Source organism: Reyranella sp. (assembly GCF_965249915.1).
GTDB lineage: Bacteria > Pseudomonadota > Alphaproteobacteria > Reyranellales > Reyranellaceae > Reyranella.
Map to the genome: position 1 here is coordinate 2,445,958 of NZ_OZ252257.1, position 17,261 is coordinate 2,463,218.

Annotated in this window: 15 protein-coding genes; 8 read left to right on the plus strand and 7 right to left on the minus strand. The window is 67.3% G+C overall.

What is annotated here, in order from left to right:
- The first annotated feature begins 125 nt into the window (after nt 1-125).
- Complete coding sequence (locus ACP15H_RS12110) at nt 126-767, plus strand: HAD family hydrolase (protein WP_425066432.1); 642 nt, start codon at nt 126-128, stop codon at nt 765-767.
- Nucleotides 764-1,195: a thiol-disulfide oxidoreductase DCC family protein gene (locus tag ACP15H_RS12115; RefSeq protein WP_425066433.1), complete on the plus strand. Its 432-nt coding sequence runs from the start codon at nt 764-766 to the stop codon at nt 1,193-1,195. The genes ACP15H_RS12110 and ACP15H_RS12115 overlap by 4 nt, the downstream gene beginning before the upstream one ends.
- Here ACP15H_RS12115 and ACP15H_RS12120 read toward each other — a convergent pair.
- The 3 genes from ACP15H_RS12120 to ACP15H_RS12130 all read right to left on the minus strand — a co-directional run bounded on the left by ACP15H_RS12120 (nt 1,182) and on the right by ACP15H_RS12130 (nt 3,902).
- Nucleotides 1,182-2,795 (minus strand): DUF4166 domain-containing protein, encoded by a 1,614-nt coding sequence (locus ACP15H_RS12120; RefSeq protein WP_425066434.1) that lies wholly within the window; start codon nt 2,793-2,795, stop codon nt 1,182-1,184. The genes ACP15H_RS12115 and ACP15H_RS12120 overlap by 14 nt on opposite strands.
- A 3-nt stretch (nt 2,796-2,798) precedes the next feature.
- The gene (gene ssb / locus ACP15H_RS12125) at nt 2,799-3,311 is read right to left on the minus strand and encodes a single-stranded DNA-binding protein (RefSeq protein ID WP_425066435.1); all 513 of its coding nucleotides are present in this window, start codon (nt 3,309-3,311) and stop codon (nt 2,799-2,801) included.
- 321 nt (nt 3,312-3,632) lie between these two features.
- The gene (locus ACP15H_RS12130) at nt 3,633-3,902 is read right to left on the minus strand and encodes a hypothetical protein (protein WP_425066436.1); all 270 of its coding nucleotides are present in this window, start codon (nt 3,900-3,902) and stop codon (nt 3,633-3,635) included.
- Nucleotides 3,903-4,225: 323 nt separating this feature from the next.
- Between ACP15H_RS12130 and ACP15H_RS12135 the strand changes: the two genes are divergently transcribed.
- Both ACP15H_RS12135 and uvrA read left to right on the plus strand, forming a co-directional pair.
- Nucleotides 4,226-5,470, plus strand: a complete 1,245-nt coding sequence (locus ACP15H_RS12135; protein ID WP_425066437.1) for an MFS transporter — start codon at nt 4,226-4,228, stop codon at nt 5,468-5,470.
- 75 nt (nt 5,471-5,545) lie between these two features.
- Entirely contained in the window at nt 5,546-8,434 is a 2,889-nt protein-coding gene (uvrA, locus tag ACP15H_RS12140) for an excinuclease ABC subunit UvrA (RefSeq protein ID WP_425066438.1), read from the plus strand.
- Between the two features lie 368 nt (nt 8,435-8,802).
- Here uvrA and ACP15H_RS12145 read toward each other — a convergent pair whose 3' ends face one another.
- Genes ACP15H_RS12145 through pdxH form a run of 4 tightly spaced genes read right to left on the minus strand, consistent with a single transcriptional unit; the run spans nt 8,803 to nt 12,838 of the window.
- Nucleotides 8,803-9,831, minus strand: a complete 1,029-nt coding sequence (locus ACP15H_RS12145; protein ID WP_425066439.1) for a hypothetical protein — start codon at nt 9,829-9,831, stop codon at nt 8,803-8,805.
- Nucleotides 9,832-9,874: 43 nt separating this feature from the next.
- Nucleotides 9,875-11,365: an AAA family ATPase gene (locus tag ACP15H_RS12150; RefSeq protein WP_425066440.1), complete on the minus strand. Its 1,491-nt coding sequence runs from the start codon at nt 11,363-11,365 to the stop codon at nt 9,875-9,877.
- Entirely contained in the window at nt 11,362-12,231 is an 870-nt protein-coding gene (locus ACP15H_RS12155; protein ID WP_425066441.1) for a cation diffusion facilitator family transporter, read from the minus strand. The genes ACP15H_RS12150 and ACP15H_RS12155 overlap by 4 nt, the downstream gene beginning before the upstream one ends.
- A 13-nt stretch (nt 12,232-12,244) precedes the next feature.
- Complete coding sequence (pdxH, locus tag ACP15H_RS12160; RefSeq protein ID WP_425066442.1) at nt 12,245-12,838, minus strand: pyridoxamine 5'-phosphate oxidase; 594 nt, start codon at nt 12,836-12,838, stop codon at nt 12,245-12,247.
- 77 nt (nt 12,839-12,915) lie between these two features.
- Here pdxH and fabI point away from each other — a divergent pair, with 77 nt between their 5' ends.
- The 4 genes from fabI to sppA are packed head-to-tail and all read left to right on the plus strand — an operon-like array spanning nt 12,916 to nt 17,183.
- Complete coding sequence (fabI, locus tag ACP15H_RS12165) at nt 12,916-13,752, plus strand: enoyl-ACP reductase FabI (RefSeq protein ID WP_425066443.1); 837 nt, start codon at nt 12,916-12,918, stop codon at nt 13,750-13,752.
- A gap of 19 nt (nt 13,753-13,771) precedes the next feature.
- Nucleotides 13,772-14,842, plus strand: coding sequence for a chorismate synthase (aroC, locus tag ACP15H_RS12170; protein WP_425066444.1), 1,071 nt, complete (start codon nt 13,772-13,774; stop codon nt 14,840-14,842).
- A 9-nt stretch (nt 14,843-14,851) separates the two neighbouring features.
- On the plus strand, nt 14,852-15,391 hold the full coding sequence (locus tag ACP15H_RS12175; RefSeq protein ID WP_425066445.1) for a hypothetical protein: 540 nt from the start codon (nt 14,852-14,854) through the stop codon (nt 15,389-15,391).
- 34 nt (nt 15,392-15,425) lie between these two features.
- Complete coding sequence (gene sppA / locus ACP15H_RS12180; RefSeq protein WP_425066446.1) at nt 15,426-17,183, plus strand: signal peptide peptidase SppA; 1,758 nt, start codon at nt 15,426-15,428, stop codon at nt 17,181-17,183.
- The last annotated feature ends 78 nt before the right edge of the window (nt 17,184-17,261 follow it).

The window sequence follows — 17,261 nt, forward strand, 5'->3', positions numbered from 1 at the left end:
GGTATTTCGCAACCTACCAAACATACCCCGGAAGACCAACAAAAATCGCCCGAAGAACTGCCCTTTAATGCTTTGATATTATTGACTAAATTCGCACCGAAAATAGCTCGCGGAAAGGCCGAGAATTGCCCCCAGAAAATGCCCCGTCCCGCCCCTCCGTCGTGGTCTTCGACATGGGCGGCGTGCTGATCGACTACAATCCGCGGCACCTCTACCGGAAGCTGATCCCGCAGGAGGCGGAGATGGAGGCGTTCCTGGCCAATGTGACCACCCGCGAATGGCACATGCGGCAGGACTATGATGGCGATCCCGCCACCGCCACGCGCGAGCTCCAGGCGCGTCATCCGGGCAAGGAAGCGCTGATTTCGGCCTATTATGACCGTTTCGACGAGATGCTCGACCACGCCTTCCCGCCGGTGGCGGCCCTGGTCGAGCGGCTGGCCGACGCCGGCGTGCCGCTCTACCTGCTGTCCAACGCGCCCGGCTTCCTCGACGCGTGGCTGCGCGGACCGGCGCGGGCAAGACACCCCTTCGTGGGCCGCTTCCGCGACTTCATCGTCTCCGGAAACGTCGGCTGCTGGAAGCCCGACGCCGCCATCTACCGGCTGGCCTGCGAGACCGGCGGTTTCAGGCCACAGGCCGCCGTGTTCATCGACGACGTGATGGCGAACGTCGAGGGCGCGCGGGCCATCGGCATGAGCGCCATCCATCACCGCTCGGCGGAAGAGACGGAGGCCGAACTGCGGGCCCTCGGCTTTCCCGCGTGAAGATCCCGCCGGCTCTGGCGGACCTGCCGCAGCCGCTCTACTTCTTCGACGGTCAATGCGTGCTGTGCAGCCGCTTCGTCGCCTTCTGCCTGAAGCGCGATCCCGCCGGGCGCCTCAAGTTCGCCAGCGCACAGTCGCTCCTCGGCAAGCGGGTCCTGGCCGCCCTGGACCTGCCCGGCGACACGCTGGACCGCACGATCCTGCTGCTCGAGAACGGAAAGGTCTACACACGCTCGACCGCCGCGCTGCGGGCGTTGCGCCATCTGAAGGGCCCGGCGCGCGGGCTTTATCCCCTCATCCTACTGCCGAAGATCCTGCGGGACCCGATCTACGACATCGTCGCGCGCAACCGGATCCGCTGGTTCGGCCGCCTCGACTCATGCCTCGTGCCGTCGCCGCAGACGCGGGACCGCTTCATCGACCTGTGAGGAAGCCGCGATAGCGCACCAGCCGGCCGATCCAGGGCAGGCCGATCTCGACATCGAACCGGAAACGCCCCTCCTCATCCTCGGTCTCGACCGCCTTGATGACGGGCCAGCAGAAGCGCGGCAGCGGCACGCCCGCGAAACGCATGCCCACCATCACCAGTTCGAGCCGGCCATCTTTCACGGGCAGCCTGAGATCGAAGGCGAAGGGCCCGAACCGCTCGACGATCCAGCCCATGGGGCGGCGCAGCCCGATATATTGCTCGGAACGCATGGTGCGGCCGCCGACCCGCCGTATCCAGGTCTCGCGCCCGCCCTGCATGCCGAAGTCGACCTCGATGCGGGCGTCCGCGACCGCAGGCGGCAAGCCGAACAACCGGGCCAAGACCCGTCCGGCGAGGCGGGTCGTTCCCTCGACCGTGCACCGCCCGCTCCAGCTCACGACGTCGCCGTCATGAAGGATCTGCCCGGCGCCGGACATCGCGCCGTAGGCACGGCCCAGGACGCGGCGATAGAGCGAGGGCCGGAACGACGCCCCGTCCTCGCCCCATCCCGATGCGATGCGCAGATGCGCCCGCACCCACTCGGCCTCGATCTCGGCCAGCGACAGCAGGCCGATACAGGGCATGGCGCCCCGCTGGGAGACTTCCCCGCGCGCCAGCTTGCGCACCAGCGCCGCGGCGGGCGTCGCCGGCACGAAAGGACCGTCGCCGCCCTCCGCCACCAGGGACCAGCTGCGCGAACCACCCGCGCCCTCGAGATCGATGCGCAGCCCGCCTCTGTCGGTGCCGAAGACGCGCAGCCGATCGGCGATCCAGGCGAGCGGCCTCGCCGCCGGTCGCAGCGAGCGAAGCACGCCGAGCCGGACGGGCATGGCCAGCAGCCAGAGGCCGAGGTGCAGGATGGAGAGTTCCAGCCCCGCACCGGCATAGGTCTCCGCGACGCCAAAACGCTCTCGAAACAGGGCCGGCTCGGGCAGGTCGCAGGAAGCCGCCCAGCGGCGGCCCAATCCGGACACGGCGAACCGGCGAAGGCTGCCCCAGACATGCCGCCCCGGCTGATCGGGAATGGGCTTCCCCGCGCCGGACAGGATGGCCTCGATCAGGGCGCGGCCGCGCGGCGCATCATTTCCCGGCACGATACCGAACGACACGCGGTCGACGGCTATTCCTTCCTGCAACGCCTGCTCCAGGACGGCGCCGGTGAGCGCGGGCGCCGTACTCGCCCCCGAACAGACGAACACGCCGGCGGCTCGGGCCGCCGCGTCCAGGCGGTCGATGCCGCAGACGAAGGCGCGGTCGTCCGAAAGGTCGAGATAGTGGACGCCGTGGCGGATGCAGGCTTCCGCCACCGCATAGTCCTGGCCCTGGAAGGGACCAGCCACATGGATCAGAACGTCGAATCGCTGCGAGGCGAGCGCGCGATCGAGATCCTGCCGCCAATCGAGCGCGAGGCCGGCCACGCCCAATTCGGTGGCCATCGCCTCGACCTTCACGCGATCACGCGCGGCGATCGTCAGATCGATGAGGGGATCGTTCGCCAGCAGGCGGCATAGCCGGCCGCCAAAGACGCCCGTCCCACCCAGGACGAGCGTCCGCATCATGGCCTAGAACGGAATGTCGTCGTCGAGCTCGGCCTTGCCGCGCGGGGCAGCGCGGCCGCCCCCACCCCCACCACCGCCGCTCGACATCCCGCCGCCGCCGGACATGCCGCCGCCGCCGAAATCGTCGTCCATGCCGCCGCCCCCGCCGCCGTCACCGCCGCCGCTGCGGCCGTCGAGCATGGTGAGCGAGCCGCCGAAACGCGGAATGACCACTTCGGTCGTGTAGCGTTCCTGGCCGCTCTGGTCGGTCCACTTGCGGGTGGTGAGCTGGCCTTCGAGATAGATCTTGGCGCCCTTCTTCAGGAACTTCTGGGCCACTTCGGCCAGCTTGTCGTTGAAGATCACGACGCGGTGCCACTCGGTCCGTTCCTTGCGCTCGCCGCTGTTGCGGTCGCGCCAGGTCTCCGACGTCGCCACCGACATGTTCACCAGCGAACGGCCGTCCTGCATGGACTTCACTTCGGGGTCGCGGCCGAGATTGCCGACCAGAATGACTTTGTTGACGCTGCCCGCCATGGGGGCCTCCTTGGCTTTCCCGGCACCGCAGGACGCGGCACCTACCTCACGGCGGGCAACCTAGCCCCGGCCGCCTGTGGGAAACACCTAACTTCGATGGCGCCGCGAGCGACGTGAGGTAGCGCCTTCACGCGCGCGGCGTGCCGTTGCTGCTGCGGCGGGGCACCTGGTGAGCCTGCGGGCTGGGCCGGTCGGCGGCGGCCGGCGGCTCCGCATGGCGCCGTGACCGCAGCGCGCGGCTGCTGGCGGTGCTTACGCTGGTTCTTCACGAAGCAGCGAATTCGCCCACCCCGAGGTAGCCACGGGGTGGGCGTTCTCGATCTACCGAGTCTGGAGAAGCCTTGTACCGCCGGTGTAAACATTCGCTGTGGTCGCCCAGTCGGCAGCAGGCGTAACCTCTATAACCGCTACAGCGTCGTCGGAATCGACGAGCGCGTTCAGCAGATTGCGAAGGATGGCAGCGCTGTGCGTTGAACTGAGCAGCCAGAATGATTCCAGTAGCCGAACCCCGCCTGCAGATTTGAGCGCGTTCCAAAGCGGCTCATATTGGCGGTTGTTGTGTAGGTCATAACTTACGGCAAAGAGCGCCATTTCAGTCTCCTATGGTCTTTCCAACAAGGAGAGCGAGGCCACACGTTTCGCGTGCTTGACGGACGCCAGCCCCAAACGCAGACTGGATTTGCTTTGTTGTCGCATGGTCTCGCTCCGAGACCTTCGGCATCGACCTAGGGCTGGCGCTGTTGCAAGCAGCGGCCAGCCCTTTTTCTGGCCGAAGCCTTGAGCCTCCAACAGATTCTAAGGTCGGGAGCCTGTGGGCAGCCACCAAATTACGGTTGTGGCGTGAGCTTCCCTCATGCGGGCCCTCCGACAATTCATTGGTTGTCGCGGCAAACTCTCCCGTATCTTCCCCGGCCATGAGCAAATCCTTCCACGTTCCCCAGGTCTCGACCGGCCAGGCCTACGCCATGCTGGGCGGCGCCGCGCTGATGATGACCCTCGCCATGGGCATCCGGCAGAATCTCGGCCTGTTCCAGGCGCCGGCGTCCAAGGAACTCGGAATCGCGATCTCGGACTTCGCGCTGGCGATCTCCGTGCAGCAGGTCGCCTGGGGTCTGAGCCAGCCGGTCGCCGGCTTCTTCGCAGACAAATACGGGACGCGCTGGGTCGCCATGATCGGTAGCGCCCTGTACATCCTGGGCATCTGGTTGACCGCCACGGCGCAGGCCGCCCTGCCCATCGTTCTGGGCGCCGGCGTCCTGATCGGCGTGGCGCTGGCCTGCACGACCTCGGGCATCACCGCCAACATCGCCGCCCGCGTCGTCGAACCGGGGCGCCGGACATTGGCCTTCGGCATCGTCTCGGCCGCCGGCTCCGTCGGCACCATGGTGACGGCGCCGATCGCGGCCTACCTTCTCAATACCGACGGCTGGCGCGCGGCGGTCTGGGCCTTCGTCATTCTGGCGCTGGCCATGCTGCCGGCCGCCTGGGTCGGCAGCCGGGCCGACAAGCTGCCCAACACCCTGTCGACCGATCGCAACCTCACCCTGGCGGGCGCGCTCGACGAGGCGCGGCGCCACACCGGCTATGTCGTGATGGCGCTCGCTTTCTTCGTCTGCGGCCTGCAGCTGGTCTTCATCACCACCCATCTGCCGACCTATCTCGCCCAGTGCGGCATGGATCCGTCGTACAGCGCCGTGGCGCTGATGCTGATCGGCGGCTTCAACATCCTGAGTTCGTGGCTGTTCGGCTGGCTGGGCGACAAATATCCCAAGCGCCTGCTGCTCGGCGCGATCTACCTGCTGCGCTCGCTGGCGGTGGCGCTGTTCTTCCTGTTCCCGCCGACGCCGCTCTCCGTCGTGCTGTTCGGCGCCGCCATGGGCACGCTCTGGCTGGGGGTTATTCCGCTGGTCAACGGGCTGGTGGTGCAGATCTTCGGCCTGCGCTTCCTGTCGACCCTGACCGGCATTGCCTTCCTCAGCCACCAGGCCGGATCGTTCCTCGGCGCCTGGGGCGGCGGCTATCTGTTCGATCTGATGGGCTCCTATGACCTCGCCTGGAAGATCGGCGTGCTGATCGGGCTGATCGCGGGGACCGCGCAGCTTCTGATGAACGACCGGCCGACCGCTCGCGTGCTGGCAGCGCAAGCATCGCCAGCTTGACGCAGGGCACTGGCGGAGCTGTGGGCTAATCGCCATATGCGCTGATCCCGCGCATACCTTATGGTTCCGCTCCTGATGGCCAAGTCCCGCTTACAAGCTGCCGAGCCGCATCGCTTCATCTCCGTACGGGGCGCGCGCGAGCACAATCTCAAGAACGTCGACGTCGACCTGCCGCGCGACCGGCTGGTGGTGATCACCGGCCTCTCCGGCTCGGGCAAGTCGTCGCTCGCCTTCGACACGATCTATGCCGAGGGCCAGCGCCGCTACGTCGAGAGCCTCTCGGCCTATGCCCGCCAGTTCCTCGAACTGATGCAGAAGCCGGACGTCGATTCGATCGAGGGCCTCTCGCCCGCGATCTCGATCGAGCAGAAGACGACCTCGCGCAATCCGCGCTCGACGGTCGGCACCGTCACCGAGATCTACGATTATCTTCGCCTGCTGTTCGCGCGCGTTGGCGTGCCCTACTCGCCCGCGACCGGACTGCCGATCGAGAGCCAGACCGTCTCGCAGATGGTCGACCGCATCAAGACGATGCCCGAAGGCACGCGCCTCTATCTGATGGCGCCGATCGTGCGTGGCCGGAAGGGCGAGTATCGCAAGGAACTGCAGGACCTGCAGCGCAAGGGCTTCCAGAGGGTCAAGATCGACGGCAAGCTCTACGAGATCGCCGAGGCGCCGACACTCGACAAGAAGTTCAAGCACGACATCGACGTGGTCGTGGACCGCATCGTCGTGAAGCCCGACCTCGGCAACCGCCTCGCCGATTCGCTCGAGACGGCGCTTACCCTCGCCGAGGGCCTGGCCATCGCCGAGAACGCCGACAACGGCGAGCGCACCGTCTTCTCCGCCCGCTTCGCCTGCCCGGTCTCCGGTTTCACCATCGAGGAGATCGAGCCGCGCCTCTTCTCCTTCAACGCGCCGCAGGGCGCCTGCCCGGCCTGCGATGGTTTGGGCGTGAAGATGTTCTTCGATCCCGAGATGGTGGTGCCGGACGACCGGCTCTCGCTCTCCGAGGGCGCGGTCGCGCCGTGGGCCGATTCGTCGGGCCAGTATTACATGCAGACGCTCGAGAGCATCGCCAAGCACTTCAAGGTCAAGACCTCGGTGCCGTGGCGCGATCTGCCCAAGAAAGTGCGCGACACGATCCTCCATGGCAGCGGCAGCGAGTCGGTCGCCATGCGCTACGACGACGGCATCCGCCAGTACCAGACGACCAAGCCGTTCGAGGGCGTGATCCCCAATCTCGACCGCCGCTGGCGGGAGACCGACTCCTCGTGGGTGCGCGAGGAACTGGAGCGCTTCCAGCACGAGAGCAAGTGCGAGGTCTGCAACGGCGCGCGTCTCAAGCCCGAGGCGCTCGCGGTCAAGATCGCCGGCCTCAACATCAGCCAGACCACCGAGTTCTCGATCGGCGAGGCGGTGAAGTGGTTTCTGGCACTCGATCCCAAGCTCACGTCCAAGCAGCGCGAGATCGCCGCCCGCATCCTGAAGGAGATCAACGAGCGGCTGGGCTTCCTCGACAATGTCGGCCTGTCCTACCTGACGCTCAATCGCACGTCGGGCACGCTGTCCGGCGGCGAGAGCCAGCGCATTCGCCTCGCCTCCCAGATCGGCTCCGGCCTGACCGGCGTGCTCTATGTGCTCGACGAGCCCTCGATCGGCCTGCACCAGCGCGACAACGACCGGCTGCTGAAGACGCTGACGCGCCTGCGCGACCTCGGCAACACGGTGCTGGTGGTCGAACATGACGAGGACGCGATCCGCTCGGCCGACTATCTGGTCGACATGGGCCCCGGCGCCGGCGCGCTCGGCGGCACCGTCGTCGCCCAGGGCACGCCCGAGGAGGTGATGCGCAACAGCGCGAGCCTCACCGGCCAGTATCTTTCCGGCTTCCGCCAGGTCCCCATTCCCAAGGTGCGGCGCGAGCCGCCACCGAAGAACGGCCGCTGGCTCACGCTGAAGGGCGCCAAGGAGAACAATCTCCAGAACGTGACGGCGAGCATCCCGCTCGGCACCTTCACCTGCGTCACCGGCGTGTCGGGCAGCGGCAAGAGCACTCTGATCGTCGAGACGCTCTACAAGGCACTGGCCAAGCAGCTGAACAAGGCGCGCGAACATGCCGGCACGCACGCCGCGCTCGAGGGCGTCAACCATCTCGACAAGATCGTCGACATCGACCAGTCGCCGATCGGCCGCACGCCGCGCTCGAACCCAGCGACCTATACCGGTGCCTTCTCGCCGATCCGCGACTGGTTCTCGCAATTGCCGGAATCGACCGAGCGCGGCTACAAGCCCGGACGCTTCTCCTTCAACGTGAAGGGCGGCCGCTGCGAGGCCTGCCAGGGCGACGGCGTCATCAAGATCGAGATGCACTTCCTGCCCGACGTGTACGTCGAGTGCGACGTCTGCAAGGGCAAGCGCTACAATCGCGAAACGCTGGAGATCGTGTTCCGCGGCAAGTCGATCGCCGACGTGCTCGACATGACCGTCGACGAGGGCTGCGAGTTCTTCAAGGCGGTGCCGGTGATCCGCGACAAGCTGCTGACGCTCCAGCAGGTCGGTCTCGGCTACATCCATATCGGCCAGCAGGCGACGACCCTGTCGGGTGGCGAGGCCCAGCGGGTCAAGCTCGCCAAGGAACTGTCGCGCCGCGCCACGGGCCGCACGCTCTACATCCTCGACGAGCCCACGACGGGTCTCCACTTCGAGGACGTGCGCAAGCTGCTGGAAGTGCTGCATCGCCTGGTCGAGACCGGCAACACGGTGCTGGTGATCGAGCACAATCTCGAAGTCATCAAGACCGCCGACTGGGTGCTCGACATGGGCCCCGACGGCGGCTCGGGCGGCGGCCGCCTGGTCGCCGAGGGACCGCCCGAGGCGATCGTGAAGGTACCGGAGAGCTATACGGGCCAATACCTCGCCCGCCTGCTGCCGCGCAGTTCGACAGCGAAGAAGCGCGCTTAGGAGCTAGAGCCCTTCGGGGCGAGATTGAATCGATCCGAACATCCCACACTGGCCTCATCCTGAGAGGCTGGCTGGAAATGAATTGAATCGATTCGAGCACTTACCTCATCCTGAGGAGCGAACGCAGGGAGCGTCTCGAAGGGTGAGCAGGAGCCCCGCCCTGCTTCCTGTCTTGCGCTCGGATGCTTCCGGCTTGCTCATCGCGCCTCCTGACGACGGCTCCGGCCGGCCGGCGGAAAATGTCTTTCGGAAGTCAAGCAAGATCGCTCTTTCAACCACCGCCACGACACCGGATTCGAGGGGTGCGACATTGGATTCATTTATTTCGTTTATCTCGGTTGTTTCGTTTATTCGCCGGGACTTGGGTTCTAAACAGCCTGCTGGAAGGTCGAGATCGCGGTGACGCGGGTGGCGCTGCCTCGTTCGTCGGCTTCCCAGCCGGCGACGGTCAGTTGGCCGGTCGCGGGAGACATCTCGACCGACAGGCGCGTGCAGGCGTTGAGGACCGGCGCCGTCACCCAATCGAAGTCATTGGCATCGCGCCCTGACCAGGCGGCGAGCGCGCTGCGGCGGCGGATGTTGTTCTCGACCGGCTCGCCCGCGCCGCAGGCGCGGGGCCGCCAATGCGGATGGCGTTCGCGCCAGTCGTTGGCGAAGACCGTGTCGCAGCGATAGGTCCGCGCACGCGTCTCCTCGCGCTCGATCACGATGCGCTCGCCGGACCGGGCGCCGACCAGTAGGAACAGGACGGGTCGGGCGACCGGCATGGTCTCGAGCTGGCGGCGCGCGTCGTCGAAGGTCGCGGCGGTCTCGAAGACGTGGCGCAGCAGATGTTCGGGCGGCAGGCGTCCGCTGCCGCGCAAGCTATGGAGCGCGTTCAGCACGTAGTCGAGCCACAGCAACACCGGTGTCCGCCACCGCCGGCGCATCGGCGCCTGGTTGATCGAGGCGGCGAAGCGCGCCGGCGCCACCGCGGTCAAAACGCCGACGAAGCCCGGCCAGGTGACGTTCAGGAATTCACCAGCCGCGCCGCGCTGGCGCCTCACCTCGACGAGGCGGCCGAGACCGGGAAACGGCCAGTCGAGCGTGCGCCGCAGACGCGGCCCCTTCTCGCCCTCGTCACCGAGCGCGGTGCAGCCGAAGAGGTAGGCGCCGTGCAGCAGCCAGATGCCCGGCTTCTTCAGGGTGCGGGCGACGACGTCGATTTCGGCGGCATAGGCCGTCCCTGACCGCTTCATCCAGGCGCGCACGATCGGATCGGCGAGGCGGGCCAGAAGTCCCCCGAGCGGCAGCCATCCCAGGCAGGCGTCGCGAACGGCCAAGGCTTCGGCCTCCCGCTGGCGCACATGCCCGGAGGCCGCGCCGTCCGACACATCGATCAGCTTCACCGATTTCATAAGTGAGTGATTACTCACTCAATCTATTGCCGTCAAGCCGAGGTCAGCGACGGTCCCAGTCGATATGTCCCAAATCGTAGGCGAACTGGCGCTCGACCACCGTTGCCGTCGCGTCGGAAGCGTCGCCCTTCCGATCCGTCACGCGCTGCTGCGCCACGTCCTTCGGGACGTCGAGCCAGATCCCCCGGAACGGCACGCCCACCGTGCGCGCCAGCGCCTCGGCCGCGGCGCGTTCCTCGGGCCGGGCGAAGACGGCATCGAGCACGACGCTGTGCCCCGCGCGCAGCACGCGCTCGGCACGCGCGAGACACGCGGCGTAAATTCGAGCGGACGCCTCGGGCGAATAGCTGCCCGCCGGCATGCGATCTTCCAATCGGATTCCGGCCTGCCGCTTGCGCTCGACATCGGTCCGCACCACGACCGCCCCCGGCGTACGGCCGATCTCCGGAGCCAGCTTCAGCGCCAGCGTGGTCTTGCCGCTGCCCGACAGGCCGCCGACCGCGACCAGGCACGGCGGCGCCGGCTGCAGGAAGGCCAGCGCCGCCTTCTGATAGGCACGCGCCGGCGCATTGTCGGCGCCGCTGACGGCCGTGACAGCCGAATCGACGTAGGCGCGGATCGCCGCCCGTCGCGCGAGGAACATCGGCAGCAGCGCCAGCGCCTCCTCATGCGAGGCGCCCTCGACCTCGCCGACCCGCCACAGCCATTCGTTCAGCAGCCGGTTGGCCAACGCGCCCAGCCCCTGTCGCGCCAGGTCCATGAGCGCGAAGGCGAGATCGTAGAGCACGTCGATATTGGCGATCTTGTCGGAGAACTCGATGGCATCGAACGGCACGGGCTGGCCGTTCAGGCTCACGATGTTCCGCAGGTGCAGGTCGCCATGGCAGCGCCGGATCGCGCCGGCCGCGACGCGGCGCGCCACGATATCCACGAAGGGTTCGAGCGACCGCGGCATCGCCTCGGCCAGCGCCTCGCTGGTCGGCGGATCGAGACGGTCCCCCGCCTCGCGCATCTGGCGGACATCGGCCGCCACCGAATGACGGTAATCGTCGGGCGAGCAGAAGCCCGAAGCGATGGCCGGCAGCGCGTCATGGAACCGCGCCACGCGGGCGCCGAGTGCGGCCATGAGCTCGGGCGTCAGCGCGCCGCGCGCCGCCATGCGGTCGAGCAGCCCCTCCTCGTCGAAGCGCCGCATCACCACCAGCCAGTCGACCGCGTGCACGGAGGTTTCACCGACCTCGCCCAGCGCCAGCCTGCCGTCGCGCCGTATAACCGGGGCGATGCCGAGATAGATTTCCGGGGCGGAGCGCCGGTTGACGTCGATTTCGGCGGCGCACATCGCGGCGCGCCGGGCCTCGGTCGAAAAGTCCATGTAGGGGAACTTCACGGCCCGCTTGAGCTTGTAGGCGCGCTCGCGGCACAGGAAGACGACGGCACCGTGCGTGTCGATCTTCCGCTCCGGCTTCAGCTCGGCCTCGAGGAAGGCAACCGTCTCGGACTGGTCCTCGACGATGAAGGAAGGGCGCGCGGTCATAGGGCGGGCGACGGATCGACGTGGATGATGATCTCCGCTCCGGGAAAGGCCCTCGCAATCTCGGCCTGCACTTCGAGGCCGATCGCGTGGCCCAGCACGACCGAGAGGTCACGATCGACCTCGATGTGGAGCTGGATGAACCTGGTGAGCCCACTCGACCGGGTCTTCAGATCGTGCGCGTCCTTCACGCCGGGATGCGCCCGCGCGATCGCCTCGATCTTCCGGCTGTCCTCGGCCGGCAGCTCGTGGTCCATCAGCACGTTCAGCGACTCCCGGCCGACATTCCAGGCGCCATGCATCAGGTAGAGCGCCACGAGGGCCGCTACACCGCTGTCGATCAGCGGCAGATCCAGCAGGCCCGACAGGAAGACGCCCGCGCCGGTGACCAGCGTCGCCACCAGATCGGTGTTGTAATGGGCCATGTCGGCACTGATGGCGAGCGAACCGCTGCGCCGCACGACGTACTTCTGGAACGTGACCAGGCACAGCGTCAGCCCGATCGCCACCGCGCTGACGGCAAGGCCGATCCCTTCCTCGCGAACCTGCCTGGGATTGCCCAGCCGCTCGACGATCGCGACGAGGAGCGCGCATCCCGAGGCGGCGATGAAGCCGGCCTGGATGAGCCCGGCCAATCCCTCGGCCTTGCCGTGACCGAACCGATGATTGTCGTCGGCCGGCACGAGCGACTGCCGCACCGCGAAGAAGGTCACCATCGAGCTGACGAGATCGAGCGACGTATCGACCAGCGAGGACAACATGCTCACCGAATCGGTGAGCCGCCAGGCCGCGAACTTGGCGACGATCAGGAGGAGCGCCGTCGATATCGAAGCGACGGTCGCCAGTCGCATCAGCCGTTGGGGCTCCATCGCCGTCATCCCCTCAGGGATAAAGCGTCCGCGTCGTCCACGGCTCCGCCGCAGAGCCACGGCGATATTCCAGCCGGTCGTGCAGCCGGAAGGCGCCGTCCTGCCAGAATTCGATCAGGTTCGGCTGCAGGCGGAATCCCGACCAGTGGGGCGGCCGGGGCACCGTGCCGATCACGTGGCGGGCGCCATACTCCGCCACTCGCTTCTCCAGCGCGAACCGGCTCTCCAGCGGCCGCGACTGTTCCGAGGCCCAGGCGCCGATCTGGCTTCCCCGCGCCCGGCTCGCGAAATAGGCATCGGCCTCGACGGCGGTCGTCCGGGTGACCGGCCCCTCGAGGCGAATCTGGCGCCGCAGCGACTTCCAGTGGAAAAGCAGCGCCGCCTTCGGATGGGCCAGAAGATGGTTGCCCTTGCGACTTTCATAGTTTGTGTAAAACACGAAGCCGTCAGCGTCATAGTCCTTCAAAAGGACCATGCGCACGGCGGGCGTGCCGTCCGGACCGACCGTGGCCAGGGCCATGGCGGAGGGGTCGTTGGGCTCGGAAGTGGCCGCTTCGCCATACCAGGCGGCGAAAAGCTCAAGCGGATCGGTCGTTTCCCTGATCATGACCACAATATGAGGGGGGCCGACGCGTTCCACCACCGGCATCTTGTCCCAATAGCGTTCCCCAGCTAGAACGAGGCATGACCGTAGCTGCACAACTGATGGCCGGTAAAAAAGGCCTCGTAATGGGCGTCGCCAACGAACGCTCGATCGCTTGGGGGATTGCCAAGGCCTGCCACGACCAGGGGGCCGAGGTGGCCTTCACTTTCCAGGGCGAAGCCCTGGAGAAGCGTGTGCGGCCGCTGGCCAACTCGATCGGCGCCAAGATCATCGAGCCGTGCGACGTGACCAACCCCGCCAGCATCGACGCCGTCTTCGCCAAGCTGGAGAAGGAATGGGGCAAGCTGGACTTCGTGGTCCACGCCATCGCCTTTTCCAACAAGGACGAGCTGCGCGGCCGCTACCTCGACACCACGTCGGACAACTTCACCCTCACGATGAACGTGAGCGTCTACTCCTTCACCGCCGTATCGCAGCGCGCCGTGCCGCTGATGAAGGACGGCGGCAGCCTGCTCACCCTCACCTACTACGGCGCCGAGCGGGTCATCCCGCACTACAACGTCATGGGCGTGGCCAAGGCCGCCCTCGAGGCGAGCGTGCGCTACCTGGCGGCCGATCTCGGCGAGCAGAAGATCCGCGTCAACGCGATCTCGGCCGGCCCGATCAAGACGCTGGCCTTCGCCGGCATCAACGACGGCCGCTACATCCTGAAGTGGAACGAGCTCAACTCCCCGCTCAAGCGCAACGTCACGACCGAGGAAGTCGGCAATGCCGGCCTCTATCTCCTGTCCGATCTCGGCACCGGCGTGACCGGTGAAGTGATGCACGTCGATGCCGGCTACCATGTCGTCGGCATGATCAACACCTCGTCCGCGAAGCAGATCGCCGAATTGCTCGGCAACTTCGAAGGCGAGTAGCGCAGGAGGCCGGCAGGCCATGGCCGGCAGCAGTTTCGGTACCCTCTTCCGGTTCACCAGCTGGGGCGAAAGCCACGGGCCTGCGATCGGCTGCGTGGTCGACGGCACGCCGTCGCGCATCGCCCTCAGCGAGGCCGATATCCAGGTGTGGATGGACAAGCGCCGCCCGGGCCAGTCGCGCTTCGTCACCCAGCGCCAGGAGCCGGACACGGTGAAAATCCTGTCCGGCGTGTTCGAGGGTGTCACGACCGGCACGCCGATCGGATTGCACATCGACAATGTCGACCAGCGCAGCCGCGACTACGGTGAGATCAAGGACCAGTTCCGGCCCAGCCACGCCGACTACACCTATCAAATGAAGTATGGCGTGCGCGACTATCGCGGCGGCGGCCGCCAATCGGCGCGCGAGACCGCGGTGCGCGTCGCGGCCGGCGCGATCGCGCGCAAAATCCTGGGCGATGGCGTCACCATTCGCGGCGCCGTGGTCCAGATCGGCACGCAGAAGATCGACCGCGCCAACTGGGACTGGGACGCCACCGGCGACAATCCCTTCTGGTGCCCCGACCGTCAGGCGGCGCAGAACTGGGAGGGCTACCTCGACGACGTGCGCAAGCGCGGCAGTTCGTGCGGCGCGGTCATCGAGGTCGTGGCCTCGGGCGTGCCCGTCGGTCTCGGCGACCCGGTCTACGACAAGCTCGACGCCGACCTCGCCAAGGCGATGATGAGCATCAATGCCGTGAAGGGCGTGGAGATCGGCGACGGCTTCGCCTCGGCCGCGATGAGCGGCGAGGAGAATGCCGACGAGATGCGCATGCGCGACGGCAACCCGGCGTTCCTCAGCAATCACGCCGGCGGCATCCTGGGCGGCATCTCGACCGGCCAGGACATCGTCTGCCGGCTTGCGGTCAAACCGACCAGTTCGATCCTGACTCCGGTCCGCAGCGTCGACCGCAATGGCCGCGAGATCGAACTGCGCACCAAGGGCCGCCACGATCCCTGTGTCGGCATCCGCGGCACGCCGGTCGCCGAGGCGATGATGGCCTGTGTCCTGGCGGACCATCTGCTGCGCCACCGCGCGCAGGCCGGCTAGCGCTCCGCGGTGGCCGCCCGGCAAGCCCTGGAAGCGCGCTACGGCACGCTTCACAACGCGGGCATGGCCATCGTCTCGCTGTTGATGATCGGCACGGCAATCGCCCATTTCGCCTCGGGCAACTCGGCCAACGCGCCGACGCTTTCCCTGAACGATCCGCGGTTCGTGCTGTTCTCGGTCCTCGCGCTGGCGATGGCCTACTATGTCTATGCCGGCATCAGCCGCTATCTCGATCGCACACCGCAGATCGTCATCGACCATGACGGCATCACCCTGGGATTTGGCCGCAACGCCCGCCTCGCTTGGAACGACATCCAGTGGGTCCGGCTGCGTCGTCTCGCCCTGCGCCCCCAGCTTCAGATCGGTGTCGACCCCCAGGCCTTTCTCGCAGCCGACCTGCGGCTGTCGCTTCTCAACCTCGACGACAGCCTGCGCCCGATCCGGGGCATGCCCACCGCCATCCTGGTCCGCGACAACGGCCTCGATACAAAAGCCGTGGCCATGCTTGACGCCGTGAAGGCGTTCCGGCCGAATCTCGTCCAGTCCTAGCCAGCACACACAGTCACAAGTAGGAAACTTTCGCATGCGGCGTTTCATCGTCGGCTTTCTTGCGACCATCGGCACCCTCGTTCTCCTCGGGGTCGTGGCCGGCGTGGCCTTCTTCGCCTCGGGGCCCTTCTCGCCCAAGCCGCTGCCGCAGCAGATGGTCCTATCGCTGGACCTGCGCTCCCTGCCGCCGGAGACGACCTCGACGGGTTTGTTGAGCGGCGGCCTGTTCGGCGGCTCGCGCGACATCGTCGAAACCGTTCAGCTTCTGTGGCAGGCGGCCGACGATCCGCGCGTCGTCGGCCTCTACGTCGAGATCGGCGACGAGGATGGCGGGATGGCCCGCGTCCAGGAGCTGCGTCAGGCGATCGCCCATTTCCGCGGCAAGGGCAAGTTCACGGTGGGTTTCGCCGAATCGCTCGGCAGCGGCGGCAGCCATGTCGCCGACTATTATCTCGCGGCCGCACTGGAGCAGATCTGGCTGCAGCCGAGCGGCGGCTTCGGTGTCACCGGCATCGCCGTCGAGACGCCGTTCCTCAAGGGCGGCCTCGACAAGCTCGGGGTCAAGGTCGAGGGCGGCAAGCGCTACGAGTACAAGAGCGCGCCCGACTCGTTCACGGAGACGGGCTACAGCCGCCCCGCGCGGGAGAACCTGCAGCGGCTCATCGACAGCCTGTTCGACCAGTTCGTCGCCGACGTGGCCCGCGACCGCAAGATGGAGGCCGCCCAGCTTCGCCGCCTGATCGACACCGCGCCGCACGAGTCCGAGCAGGCCCGCCGCGAGGGTCTCGTGGACAAGATCGGCTATCGCGCCGATGCGCTCGAGGACGTCTACCAGCGCGCCAACGGCAAGCGCGATCTCGTGACCCTCGACGAATATGCCGGCGACGGGGCGCGTCCCAAGACGAACGGCGAAGTCATCGCCCTGGTGCGGGCCAGCGGCGCGATCGCATCCGGCGGCGGCAGCGGCAGTCCGCTCGACGACGAAGCGATGGCCAATGCCGAGGACGTCGTCGAGGCGCTGGAGAACGCGTCGCAGGCGAAGGAGGTGCGCGCCATCGTGCTGCGCATCGACTCGCCCGGCGGCACCTATCCCGCCGCCGACGCGATTGCCGACGCGGTCGGCCGCGCCCGCGCCGCCGGCAAGCCGGTGATCGTGTCGATGGGCGACATAGCCGCCTCCGGCGGCTACCTGGCCGCGGTGCGCGGCGACGTCATCGTCGCCCAGCCGACGACCATTACCGCCTCGATCGGCGTGTTCAGCATCTGGCCGATGGCCCAGGAACTGCTGACCTCTCTCGGCGTCAACGTCGAGCGCCTGTCGGTCGGCCGCAATGCCGGCATGCATTCGACCTTCCAGCCGCCGACGCCGGCCCAGCGTGCCGCCATCAACCGCGAGCTCGACGTGATCTATGCCGCCTTCACCGCCCAGGTGGCCGAGTCGCGCAACCTCGATGCCAACCGCATCGACGCGGCGGCCCGCGGGCGCGTGTTCAGCGGCATCGATGCCAAGCGCGCCGGTCTCGTCGACGAGCTGGGCGGCCTGCAGCTTGCCCTCAACATCGCCAAGGCAAAGGCCGGCATCGACGAGGGCCGCAAGGTCGAAATCCGCCGCTATCCCGACGAGACCGACCGCTTTCAGCGCCTGATCGACCGGGTGTTCAAACTGGCCGGCGTCACGGCGTCCCCGAACCTGGCGATGCCCCGCGAGATCCGCGAGGCCCTGGCGAAGTTCGGCGTGGCGACGCGCCCCGGCAACGTCCGCCTGCCGCCGCTGCCGCCGCTCTGGCGCTGATCGGATCGCAACCTCACGTAAAAAACCCAATCCGTCGTCTCGACTGAAGCCTCGCGCAGCGAGGCGTAGCGGAGAGAC

Coding starts and splice junctions, on each gene's coding strand:
- fabI (WP_425066443.1), top strand. CDS start 12,916: ATGACCGTAGCTGCACAACTGATGGCCGGTAAAAAAGGCCTCGTAATG.
- ACP15H_RS12155 (WP_425066441.1), bottom strand. CDS start 12,231: ATGGAGCCCCAACGGCTGATGCGACTGGCGACCGTCGCTTCGATATCG.
- ACP15H_RS12135 (WP_425066437.1), top strand. CDS start 4,226: ATGAGCAAATCCTTCCACGTTCCCCAGGTCTCGACCGGCCAGGCCTAC.
- uvrA (WP_425066438.1), top strand. CDS start 5,546: ATGGCCAAGTCCCGCTTACAAGCTGCCGAGCCGCATCGCTTCATCTCC.
- ssb (WP_425066435.1), bottom strand. CDS start 3,311: ATGGCGGGCAGCGTCAACAAAGTCATTCTGGTCGGCAATCTCGGCCGC.
- ACP15H_RS12145 (WP_425066439.1), bottom strand. CDS start 9,831: ATGAAATCGGTGAAGCTGATCGATGTGTCGGACGGCGCGGCCTCCGGG.
- aroC (WP_425066444.1), top strand. CDS start 13,772: ATGGCCGGCAGCAGTTTCGGTACCCTCTTCCGGTTCACCAGCTGGGGC.
- ACP15H_RS12130 (WP_425066436.1), bottom strand. CDS start 3,902: ATGGCGCTCTTTGCCGTAAGTTATGACCTACACAACAACCGCCAATAT.
- ACP15H_RS12120 (WP_425066434.1), bottom strand. CDS start 2,795: ATGATGCGGACGCTCGTCCTGGGTGGGACGGGCGTCTTTGGCGGCCGG.
- ACP15H_RS12150 (WP_425066440.1), bottom strand. CDS start 11,365: ATGACCGCGCGCCCTTCCTTCATCGTCGAGGACCAGTCCGAGACGGTT.
- pdxH (WP_425066442.1), bottom strand. CDS start 12,838: ATGATCAGGGAAACGACCGATCCGCTTGAGCTTTTCGCCGCCTGGTAT.
- sppA (WP_425066446.1), top strand. CDS start 15,426: ATGCGGCGTTTCATCGTCGGCTTTCTTGCGACCATCGGCACCCTCGTT.